The following is a 12,090-nucleotide window of genomic DNA, read 5'->3' as shown; positions in this document are numbered from 1 at the left end:
CCACATATATCAGGTTTTAGGTCAGGTTTCGAGGTAGGGATATCCACACATGGTAAGGAGTGAGGGAGTGAGGGAAACGGAGACACGAGGATACGGAGAAATTTCCTATTCCCTATTCCCTTACAATGTGCGTCTGGTGGCTAAGAGATCGGTCGCGGCGATTGGGGTTAGGGGTCGTGAGAAGAAGTACCCCTGGCCCAATTCGCAGCCGAGTGCTTTTAGCCAAGCTAACTGTTCTTCCATTTCGATGCCTTCGGCGATCGCCCCTAACTGCAACTGATCGCTCATACTCACCACTGCTTGCACAATTTTGTAGTTTTTGTCCCCTGGCCGCATTTTCCCGACAAAAGATTGGTCAATTTTGAGATAGTCGGCAGGCAAGTTGTAAAGATAGCTCAGGGACGAATACCCAGTCCCAAAATCATCAATACTGATGCGAATCCCTAAATCTCTTAATTGTCCCAGCAAGTGGATAGTAGCTTTGATATTTTCAATCAACAGACTCTCAGTAATTTCTAACGTTAATGAAGTCGCTGACAACTGAGTATTCGTGAGTGTTTGTTGAATCATTTCTACCAAAGTGGGTTGCCTTAAGTCTTGTCCCGACAGATTAATACTGATTCTGAGATCCTCCAGGTCTGGGAATTGGTGCTGCCAGATCACCACTTGCTCACAGGCTGACTGCAATATCCACTGGCTAATGGTGCTGATTAGCCCAGTTTCTTCGGCAATGGCAATGAAGTCGGTAGGAGAGATAAAACCTCGCATGGGGTGCTGCCAGCGGATGAGGCATTCAAACCCAGTGAGCTGTCGTGTATTGAGATCGACAATAGGCTGGTAGTAAGGGATAAATTCCTGTTGGTCGATCGCCGTTCGGAGGTCATGCTCCAGGGTCATGCGTTTCACTGCCTGGACGTGCATCTCAGCGTCAAAAATTTCGTATCGATTGCGACCTTTAGCTTTGGCTCGATAGAGAGCGATATCAGCATCCCGAAGTAAATCGGAGGCTTCAGTGTAAGTATTTGATCCCCAAACAATACCAATGCTAGTGGTGACAAAGATGTTATGACCGTCGATGGGAGTGGGGCGATTAAACTCGGCTAATAGGCGTTCAGCAATATGGATAACGGTTGAGAGGTCAGGAATCTGTTCGAGTAGAAGGACGAATTCATCTCCTCCCAAACGAGCGGCTACATCCGTGAGTCTAATGGTGCTTTGCAGCTTTTGGGCGACGATCAATAACAACTGATCTCCAACCAGATGCCCCAAGCTGTCATTAATCACCTTGAATTGATCCAAGTCGAGGAACAGCACGGCAAAATGATAGGTGGGCGATCGCTGCGCTCTTTGAATCGCCAACTCCAATCGACTGGTGAGCAGTGCCCGATTGGGTAAATCGGTGAGGGTATCGTGAAGGGCACTATAAATTAACTGTTCTTCTGCCTGTTTGCGATCGCTGATATCGAAATTCACCCCAATCATTCGCACAGGTTGCCCTTGGGCATCTCGCTGGACAATGGCAAAGCTCTCAATGTAGCGAACCGTGCCATCCGGCCATCGGATTCGGAATTCACAATTAAAATCGTTCTCCCCATCGAGCGCTTGTTGTACGGCAGCTCGATAGGACACCAAATCGTCCGGATGCAGTGCCGCTTCCCACGCTTCATAGATTTGATAAAAGTCTCCAGGGGGAATGTCATAGAGTTCATACATACGTTCATCCCAAAGGAGGCAATTAGTGACCACATCCCAATCCCAAATCCCGATCTTTGCCGCTCGAGTCGCCAATTCTAATCGATTGGTTAAATCCTGGAGTTGGATTTCAGCCGCTTTGCGATCGCTCACATCCAGAATCAGTGTATGCCAAAGTACCGAACCATCTGGGTTCTGGGTCGGTTGACCGATTCCCTGTAGCCATTTGCGACGACCCGATGGGGTGGTAATGCGCCATTCCCAATTCCACCTGTCCAGGGTGTGGGCAGATTTCATGATTGAAGCGTGCATCCCAGACAAATCTTCTGGGTCAACCATCTCCCAGAGAATACTGGTATTTGCCTCAACTATATGGGCTTCAATTTCCCAAAGCTGATAACAACCTGGACTCATATAGAGGACTTTATCCGTACCATCGGGATACAAAATGTAGTGAAATATTGCTCCCGGCACGTTGGCAGCCACGTTTTTGAAGTTAGCCTCGCTCTGCTGTAACACGGTAAAGGACTCCTGGAGTTGTTGGGTCATCTGCTTGAAGGAGTGACTTAACTCACTCACTTCACGGGTACGGCTGGTAGCCATCTCCTCTGGGAACGATGTAGACCTTAAGGACTTCTGGGTAATCTCCTTTGCCACCTGGTTGAGCCGCAGCAACGGTTCGGTAATCCAGCGAGCTGTGAGAATGCTAGAGGCAGTGGCTAGGGCTAGTGCCCCTAGACACAGCCACAGGGTATTACGGGTGTTGGCATGAATCTGCGCCATAAAGTCAGATTCGGGCACAACAATGACAATCAGCCAGTCCAACCCCAAATCGTCAGAAAAGGGTGTAATCTGCACAATTTCCCGTGTTCCATTGGCGATGAATTCAGTGCGTTCGACTTGTTGAATCTGACGGAGATTGCCAAATTGCTCAATGAGATGTTCTGCGGTTTGCCTCACTTGTGCATCGCTGCTCTCGAGAGCATTCAATCGCTTCCACGTTTTGCTCTCAACCGTTGGGTCAATTTGAGAAAGCGGCTCGCCAGTAGAGGAGGCGACCAAATCGCCTGTACGCTCCATGATAAAAATTTGACCCGATCGCCCGATTTCGAGCTGTTCTAAGAAGTTACTGATTTGCCAGAGTGAAAGTGTGGCGTTGGTGACTCCAATCAGTTGCTTAGTTTCCGTATCATACAAGGGACTCACCGCACTGAGAATATTGAAGGGCGGATCGTGGTTTGGGTAAATGTCTGTCCAGGTCAACTGGCCAGCCATCACCGCATTCCGATACCAGGGACGACTCTTGAGGTCAAAGTTATCGACGCTTATTCGTTCTCCGCGATCGCCTTGTCCAGAAACGGCATAGGTATGGAGTTGGGTTTGGCCAGGGTCAATAGCTCGGATGGCCATTTGCCCCTCTTTTGTCACCCCAACCCCCACGACTTCCCCAGTTTCATAACCAACGGCAGTGATAAATAACCCCTTATGATGCTGCATCTGGTGCCAGAGATACCGAGTTAATAGGTCTATGTCGGTTAGATCGGTTAGGTTTAACTGTTGATGAGCCAGGGTATCGGCAATAACGCCTTGAGGAATTCGAGTATATTGAGTAACATAGCTTACGGTTCGGGCTGCGATCTCCTGCCAAAGATCGTCAGCAACATTATCAACCGCCTTTTGTCCATTCCGAATTGAAAGCCACGCCGTAAGACTAACTGCTACTGTAATTTGTACCACAAAAGGAACAATCAGGATAATTCTTAATGGAGTATTGGCTAACAAGCACTGTAACATTTTGCTGTTTCCTTAGCAGTTACTCGGCTCCTCTCTAGAGTTGTAGTGGGATGGGTCTGATGCAAATTTCAAGATTGCATTATTTGTATAATCGTTGATCCCCTGGCAAAATCAATTGTCTTTTCACCATTACAAACTGATAAGGAGTTTCACTACATTCATCCTAGCCGTATTCTGCTACGATCCGATCAAATTCCCTGCCCTCTTTGACTTATCCTCTCTTCAAGGGAAAAAACGATATTGAACGCACATCTATAATTGGTAATTGCGTTTACAGTGTCTGCGATCGCCATCGACGACAATAACCAAAGCAAACCCGTTCAAGGATTGACCACTTGTTATGCCCACTCAACAACCCACACCTGCGATCGTTGTCATGCATGGCGATCAGACCGGAGAGGAGCTTCTAGCCGAGGCTTTACGGGTCTTGCAACCTGGGGTAATTGGCCAACCTCTGGAATTCATCGATTATGATTTGAGTTTGGACAACCGTCGAGCCAGTAACAATCAGGTGGTTTGGGATGCTGCCACTGTTGCCTGTAAAACGGGACTGGCTTTGAAGGCTGCCACCATTACCCCAGAAACGCCAGGTGATGTGGGTAGCCCCAATGCCATCTTGCGAGATGCCTTGGGAGCCTCGGTGATTTTACGAACCGGCAGACGCATTCCCCAGATTCGACCGGTAGGTGGCGTTTATGCCCCCATTACCATCGTCCGCATGGCTGTAGATGATGCCTATGGCGCGAAGGAATGGCGAGAAACCACGGAAACCGGGGATGAAATTGCTTGGCGCACCTCCAAGATTAGTCGTTCCATTTGCCGAACGGTAGCCGAATTTACATTTACCCATGCCAAGCGGACGGGAGCTAAAGTCTTTGGCGGGCCAAAATTTACAGTCAGTGCCACCTATGAAGGCATGTTTAAGGAAGAACTGGATGAGGCAGCCCAGCGCTATCCGGATGTCGCCTACCAACCCCTACTGATTGATGCTACATTTGCGCTCTTGCTACAAAATAGCGGCGAAGCGTTGGTAATACCTGCTCTCAACCGGGATGGGGACTTACTCTCCGATATGGTGTTACAAATGTATGGCAGTATTGCCGGTTCGGAGAGTTTAGTCATGGGCTTTGATGCCGATACCTTGCAGGTGAAAACGGTGATGGCAGAAGCGCCCCATGGCACAGCTCCCGCTCTCTATGGTAAAAATATTGCCAATCCCATGGCTATGATTTTAGCTTGTGCTGCCCTATTGACCTATGTGAAAACTCCAGCCGGAGATCGTGCCTCACGCTCGATTTATGAGTCGGTCTTTGAAGCGATTTATGAGGGGAAAGCCACTCCCGATCTGGGCGGACAAATGACGACTTCTGAGTTTACGGATGAAGTGATTCGCAAAGTCAAGACTAAGCTGGAGGTCTGGTCTACCCTAGAGTCTACTTGATAGCAATTAAAAATTAAAAATGGGTCTTGGTAGTGTGGGAAGAAGAATAAGAGATGATGATTAGCTTGTCACCATTCCCCATTCCCCGATCTCCAAAAATCAAAAATGGCTTGAGCGGCGCGATCGCACACTCCAGGTTCTCCTAAAGCTTGGCGCATTTGGGCATAGCCTTGTTGAGTTTCCTGGCGAATCTGGGGATTCAATAATAAGTCTAAAGCAGTTTGACTAATAGCTTCAGGGGTAGCTGCCTCTTGAAGAAATTCTGGGACAATGGGTTTCATCTCCACTAAATTGGCGGGGGAGACATAGGGTAAAGAGAGCTTGAGAATATGGCGAGCGATCCAAGCGGTGAGGGGACTTAAGCGATACATGACTACTTGAGGGACATCGAGTAGAGCTAACTCTAAATTGACAGTGCCGGATTTACAAATAGCTAAGTCTGCACCGGCTAAAACGGCGGGAACTTGGTCATCAACCAGGGTTGCTCGCAGTCCAAAATCGGCGATCGCCCTTTCAATCGGTTCTCGAAACTCTGCTAGAGATAAGGGAACCCAAAATTGAACGTCTGGTAGTTTCTGCTGAATCTGTTGTGCCGCTGCAAACATCACCGGCATTAAATAGGTGACCTCTTGACGGCGCGAGGCGGGTATTAAGGCGATCGCCGTTGCATCTTCTCCTATTCCTAATGTAGTGCGTGCGCGATCGCGGTTTGGAAACGTTTGCATTCGGTCAATTAAAGGATGTCCAACCCAATTGACATTAACCTTATGCTCTCGAAAATATCGTGCTTCTTCTGGGAAAATCGCTAACAACACATCCGTAATTTCAGTTACTTTTTGGGTATCGCGTTTATTTTGAGACCAAACCCAGACCTGGGGAGCAATATAGTACACAATCGGTACTTGGGGCAAATGGCGGTGCAAATAGCTACCAATACTTAAATTGGGCCCCATATAGTCAATCAAAATAATTACATCTGGAGGATTTTGGTGTAAATAGCGCTTCACTTGCTCCTGAATCTTCAATATGGGAATCACAAAAGGCAACGCCTCCAAAAGTCCCACAGAACCAATTCCTGTGGTTTGACCCAACAATGTTGCTCCAGCCTCAGCCATGCGCTCTCCCCCTAAAGCAAAAATCTCCAGATCCAAACCGTGTTGAGAACCATAACGGTGCAAGGCTTCCACCAACAGAGCGCCTTGTAAATCTCCTGAGACTTCACCGGTACTGATAAAAATAGTGGTCATGGGAATAGGGAGTGGGGAATAGGGAATAGGGACAACAGGATTCTACCCTTTCCTTGAATAGTCCATAAATAGACTTCTTAAAGCGATAGTATAGAACAAAAGCACTTTTTCCTGTAATTATGGTTAACTTAACCCAAAGGCAGAATAACATCTCAAGAACCCCCAAAAGAGAAGACCTGCCTACCATGTACGACTTACCGAGTGAAGAAGTAGGAGAATCGGGTTTGCCAGACCAATATCATCCCATACAATCTCAACTGTTAGAGCAAACCTTTCAACCAGCTACCTATTCCCCAGAACAGGTATTTTCAGCCATGGATTTGAATCTCTACTACGATGTAGAGAATACAAACAGATACAAACGTCCGGACTGGTTTGGAGTCGTGGGAGTATCTCGATTGTATGAACAGAAAGAACTACGGATGAGTTATGTCGTCTGGCAAGAAGAAGTGAATCCGTTTATCGTGGTGGAACTGTTGTCACCGAGTACGCAACGGGAAGACTTGGGAGAAACGACTCGTAGAGACCTGACAAAACCGCCGACAAAATGGCAAGTATACGAACAATTTCTACGCGTCCCGTACTATATTGTTTATGAACGAGAACAGGACTATTTTCGAGCCTTTCAATTAGACGAAAGTGGGTATCAAGAGCTAGAGATAAGAAACCAGGAATTATGGTTAGCAGAGTTAGGGTTGGGCTTGAGATTGTGGCAAGGCAGTCATAAAGGAATCGAGCGGTTATGGCTGCGTTTTTATGACGAGTCGGGGAATTTAATTCTTACAGAAGTAGAGGAAATGGAACGAGAACGACAGGAAAAAGAGTGGGAACGACAGGAAAAAGAGTGGGAACGACAAGAAAAAGAACAAGCACAAACCGCATTGCAGGAGTTGAGAGAGCGCCTGATTGCGATGGGTTTAGATCCGGATAACCTACCGCATAATCGTTAAAAAGTTTAACGGTTATGCAGTTTCACCTGTTATGGAGTACTGTCTAATGCTCATACACCCATCTACTCCAACCTATTCCCTATTCCCTGGAATGGGACCTCGGCGGCCTTTTTCTGTGACAGATAGGTGCAGGAACTGGTGTAGGTGGGTTAATTGCTCGGTTTTCGGTAGAGTGCTTAATTGCTCTAGGGCTTGTTGAAAGGTCAGATCGGAGCGATAGAGCATTCGATAGGCTTCTTTGAGGATGCGAAAGTTTTCTTGAGTTAATCCAGAGCGTTTTAAGCCGATCGCATTGAGCGATCGCACCCGGGCCGGATTTCCCTCTACAGTCATATACGGGGGAACATCTCGCTCAATGCGACTCATTCCACCCACCATCGCCATCTGGCCAATATGTACAAACTGGTGAACTCCTAACAGTCCGCTAATTCTAGCTTTTGATTCCACCTGCACATGACCGGCAAATGCGGTGCAGTTGGCTACGATCACCTCATTTTCGAGCAAGCAATTATGGGCCACATGGACATAAGCCATCAGTAAATTGCGATCGCCAATTACTGTTGCTTCATCCGGCGCGGTTGCGCGATTAATGGTCACATATTCACGAATACAATTATCATTACCGATTCTGACCCAAGTTTGGCCCCCATCATACTTAAGATCCTGGGGAGCCAAACCAATTGCCGCTCCAGGAAAAATCTCATTTCTCTCGCCAATCTCCGTCCATCCTTCCAGCACCACATGGGAGCCAATAGTCGTATTTGCCCCTATGGTCACATTTTCCCCAATCACGGCATAGGGGCCAACACTCACCGTCGGATGAACCTTTGCACCACTATGAATCACTGCCGTTGGATGAATTAGGGTGGTCATATCTCCCCCATTCTGATTTCTCTTATCTTGCTAACACCAAATCGTTATTTACTCTTCACTCAAAATTGCAAATTTCAGCTCTCCTTCTACAATTGGTTTACCATTGACTTCTTGACCATTGACTTCTATTGTCCCTTTCATCATCACAAAACCGCGTTTTGGCATAGCTTTGGTAATTTCTGCAGTAATAATTAACTGATCTCCAGGCACTACAGGCCGGCGAAATTTAACCTTATCGATACCTGCAAAGGCAAATAATCCGCTTGGAAAATTGTCCATTTGTACCACTACAATGCCTCCCACTTGAGCCATGGCTTCAACCATTAGTACGCCTGGCATAATGGGACGACCCGGAAAATGCCCTTGAAACTGGGGTTCATTGAACGTGATGTTTTTTAGTCCTACTGCTGATTTGCCTGGCTCATAGGCAATGATCCGGTCTACTAGAGCAAAGGGATAACGATGGGGAATGATTTTCTGAATCTCTTCGACACTGAAAACGATGTTGGTTGGATCAAGAGCAGGGGTTTCTGGGCTAGTCTCGGTTTCTGTGGACATGGGTTAGACGATAAACAATAGGGATTAGATCGGTTGGGCAATTTTCCTCGCCAGTTGCACATGAAGGTGATGGCTGGCCTTAAATGCCAGATAGTGAGCCACAGGAGGAACTCCCAATAAACTCAGGTCTCCCACCAGGTCTAAGAGTTTATGGCGGGCAGGTTCATTGGCAAATCGTAAGGGGGGATTGAGCCAACCTTCAGGGCCGCAAACGAGGGCATTATCCAGACTACCACCTTTGATTAACCCTTGCGCCCGTAAGGTTTCAATTTGGTGAGCCAGTCCAAAGGTGCGAGCAGGAGCAACGGTGGTGCTAAAGGATTCGCGATCGGGTTGCCAACTGTGCCATTGTTGACCGATCTCCGCTAAGTCGAATTCAATGCCATAGGTAAAGCGCAGTTGGGGTGCGGGAATGGCAGCAACAAAGGCATCTTTATCGGCAATCCAAATGGGTTCAGTTAAGGTGGCTTCTGATACTGGAAATTGGACGGGAGGGGCCGGTTGATGACCGCGAATGGCTTCCACCCAAGGCGCGGCTGAACCGTCGAGTAAGGGGACTTCAGGGCCATTGATCTCGATTCTTGCATCTGTGATTCCGAGGGCGAGGAGGGAGGCGAGCAGGTGTTCTACTGTCCGCACGCTGGTCTCCCCAATGGCGAGTTCCGTAGATAATACGGTAGATTTGACGGCTTCGATACTGGCGGGAATTGTGGGTCGATCTCGCAGATCGACGCGCACAAAATAGCGTCCACTTCCGGGTTCTGCGGGCAGTACGTTGACTTGGGTTTCCAGTCCGCTATGCAAACCGACACCCGATTGGGTAAAGGGTTGGTTGAGGGAAGTTGCGATCGCCATGATTAAAATTTTTGTCCAATCCCAAAGTGTACTCGACTCCCTCCATCCGTATTAAACCCATAATCAATACGGATGGGGCCTAAGGGAGTATTGATGCGTACACCAATCCCTGCAGATGCTCCTGAACCGGGTAATCCACGCCGACCAGAGGGATTACCAATCACAGCATTACCCGATCCGAGGTTTGTTGCTGCATCCACAAATAATACCCCTCCGAACAGTCGGCTTACAGGGAAGCGATATTCTGCAGTACCTTCGAGGAAGTATCGACCACTACCGAGATCTCCTTCTGCAAAGCCTCTCACCGACTCTAGACCGCCCAGAATGAAGGCTTCATAGGGGGGGAGGTCTCCGAAGGTTGCACCGCCTTCAATTTGAAATGCGAGGGCTTGGGGGCCTTCGGTGAAATCCGTAAATTTGACCGGGACAAAGAAGGTGTAACTTCCCCGCAGACGACTCATGACAACGCTTGTGACAGGGATAGACTGCTCGATACTAAAGCGGGTAACTGAGCCAGTGGTGGGTTGAGCTGGGTTGTTGCGGCGATCGCTAACGATGCCAAACTGGAGCATGAAGAGATCGTCAATACCGGTATTATGGAAGGCTAGACGTTGCCCATCTTCGTCTCTAGCCGTCAGTTCGTTATCGGCATCGCGGATGGAAACCCGCTGGTATTGTATACCTAGAGAGGCTAGCCAATCAGGTTTTAAGGGATTTTCTCCCAAGGGACGGGAAAAGCGAATTCCTGCCCCCGTACGCAGCACGCGGGGGCGATCGCCATTATCTAAGCGAATGGGGTCTTCATCACCATCGTAAACCAGGGAGATCGACCGCCGCCTAAATCCGTTCGTAGTATAAGATGTGCGTTTAGGATCTCCACCAATCCACGGATCGCTGAAGCTGACATCAAAGAGAAAATCACGAGTACCAAGCTGCACTTCTGTACGCAGGGTCTGGTTGTTGCCGCCAAAGTTCGTTTCTTGATAACTTAGTGAACCGAATAAGCCACTGGCAGAACTAATACCACCACCAGCGGCGATCGAACCCGTATTTTGTTCCTGCACATTCAGCACCACTACCACCTTTGTGGGGTCAGTTCCTGGATTTAACGTCACATTCACATCCTGGAAAATTCCCAAGCCAAACACTCGCTGTAAATCCCCTTGAATCGTATCGCGATTAAAAATATCTCCCGGTTGCAAACTGAGCTGTCGAGTAACAATAAACTCCCGCGTTCTGCCCTTAACAGGAGTTCCATCTTCTTCCGTATCCTGTCCATCTCGATTCAGATAAACAATATCAATACCTTCAATTACCCCTTCGGGAATCACTAGGGTAACCGTACCTTCATCACTCACATCTGGCGCATCCACCACCTGAGCTAAAATATACCCATTCTCTTGATACCAGGTATTCAAATCTTGAATACTGACTTGAAAGCGACGTAGATTAAGAATGTTGCCATATTGATCGCCAAAAATTTCGTCAATCACTTCTTGGGGAACAACAGAAGGAATATCTGTTCCTGGATTGGCATTAATATTAACTTGTCGTAAAACTGGGTTAGGTGTTACCTCAAATGTGACGCGCACACCTAATGGGGTATCCTCTGGCGTTGCTCGCACATTAGAAAAGAATCCCGTGGCAAAAATTGCATCAATATCTTCTTGCAGTCGAGTCCGAGTTGTCGTCCGTCCGGCTTGAGTACTAATGACATCAAATACCCGATTTCTTAAGTCTCCATCGACTCCACTAACAACAATTTCTGCTACTAATACTCTCGGTTCTGATGGCGATGAATCGTTTTGACTCAGTTGAGCGTTTAGAGAAACTGGGGTTGCCGGAGCCGTTTCTACTTCCTCTATTTCTAAGAAAGGAGTAAAAGCCAACTTCTCTGAATTTTCCGCTAGCTGTTGCGGTTCGGGAAGTGAGGTAAAGGCTAACGTCTTCTCCTGAGTTATCGCATTTTCCTCTATCTCAGAAAATGAAGCAAAAGCAAGCTGCTCTGAATTTTCCGATAGCTGTTGTGGTTGGGGAAGTGCGGTAAAGGCTAGCTGCTCTGAATTTTCCGCTAACGGTTGTGGTTGAGCGAGTGCAGTAAAGGTTAATGTCTTGTTCTCAGCTACTGCATTTTCCTGCACTCCAGAAAATGGTGTAAAAGCAAGCTGCTCTAGCTGCTCTGAATTTCCTGATAGCTGTTGCGGTTGGGGAAGCGAGGTAAAGGTTAATGTCTTGTCCTCAGTTACCGCATTTTCCTCTACCTCAGAAAATGGGGTAAACGCGAGTTGCTCTGAATTTCCTGATAGCTGTTGCGGTTGGGGAAGCGAGGTAAAGGCTAACTTCTTCTCCTGAGTTATCGCATTTTCCTCTATCTCAGAAAATGAGGCAAAAGCAAGCTGCTCTGAACTTTCCGATAGCTGTTGTGGTTCAGGAAGCGAGGTAAAGGCTAATGTCTTGTTCTCTGTTACCGCATTTTCCTCTACCTCAGAAAAAGCTGTAAAAGCCAACTTCTCTGAATTTTCCGCTAATGGTTGCGGTTGGGGAAGCGAGGTAAAGGCTAACGTTTGCTCCTCAGTTACTGTATTTTCCTGTACTCCAGAAAATGGGGTAAAAGCAAGCTGCTCTGAATTGTCCGATAGCTGTTGTGGTTCAGGAAGTGAGGTAAAAGCTAATGTCTTAT

8 protein-coding genes are annotated in these 12,090 nt (G+C 47.7%); 2 read left to right on the top strand and 6 right to left on the bottom strand.

All coding sequences use genetic code 11. The features are described from left to right. Nucleotides 1–120: 120 nt before the first annotated feature. Nucleotides 121–3,486: a bifunctional diguanylate cyclase/phosphodiesterase gene (locus tag AC3A14_RS21800; RefSeq protein WP_487779161.1), complete on the bottom strand. Its 3,366-nt coding sequence runs from the start codon at nt 3,484–3,486 to the stop codon at nt 121–123. Between the two features lie 340 nt (nt 3,487–3,826). On the opposite strand from AC3A14_RS21800, the gene AC3A14_RS21795 reads away from it, so the two are divergent. Further along, nucleotides 3,827–4,927, top strand: a complete 1,101-nt coding sequence (locus AC3A14_RS21795) for an isocitrate/isopropylmalate family dehydrogenase (RefSeq protein WP_318700294.1) — start codon at nt 3,827–3,829, stop codon at nt 4,925–4,927. 68 nt (nt 4,928–4,995) lie between these two features. Here AC3A14_RS21795 and lpxB read toward each other — a convergent pair whose 3' ends face one another. After that, complete coding sequence (gene lpxB / locus AC3A14_RS21790; protein WP_487779157.1) at nt 4,996–6,174, bottom strand: lipid-A-disaccharide synthase; 1,179 nt, start codon at nt 6,172–6,174, stop codon at nt 4,996–4,998. Between the two features lie 119 nt (nt 6,175–6,293). Here lpxB and AC3A14_RS21785 point away from each other — a divergent pair, with 119 nt between their 5' ends. After that, entirely contained in the window at nt 6,294–7,124 is an 831-nt protein-coding gene (locus AC3A14_RS21785; protein ID WP_318735411.1) for a Uma2 family endonuclease, read from the top strand. Between the two features lie 72 nt (nt 7,125–7,196). On the opposite strand, the gene lpxA is transcribed toward AC3A14_RS21785, so the two are convergent. The 4 genes from lpxA to AC3A14_RS21765 all read right to left on the bottom strand — a co-directional run. Then, on the bottom strand, nt 7,197–7,997 hold the full coding sequence (gene lpxA / locus AC3A14_RS21780) for an acyl-ACP--UDP-N-acetylglucosamine O-acyltransferase (protein WP_318735412.1): 801 nt from the start codon (nt 7,995–7,997) through the stop codon (nt 7,197–7,199). 48 nt (nt 7,998–8,045) lie between these two features. Continuing rightward, nucleotides 8,046–8,555, bottom strand: a complete 510-nt coding sequence (gene fabZ / locus AC3A14_RS21775; protein ID WP_271942112.1) for a 3-hydroxyacyl-ACP dehydratase FabZ — start codon at nt 8,553–8,555, stop codon at nt 8,046–8,048. 24 nt (nt 8,556–8,579) lie between these two features. After that, entirely contained in the window at nt 8,580–9,410 is an 831-nt protein-coding gene (lpxC, locus tag AC3A14_RS21770) for a UDP-3-O-acyl-N-acetylglucosamine deacetylase (protein WP_318735415.1), read from the bottom strand. A 2-nt stretch (nt 9,411–9,412) separates the two neighbouring features. Further along, nucleotides 9,413–12,090: BamA/TamA family outer membrane protein (locus tag AC3A14_RS21765; protein WP_487779160.1), on the bottom strand; the 2,678-nt coding region annotated here is incomplete at its 5' end.

The sequence above is a fragment of the Roseofilum sp. genome, from assembly GCF_982964205.1.
This window is presented reverse-complemented; position numbering and strand designations above follow the sequence as displayed.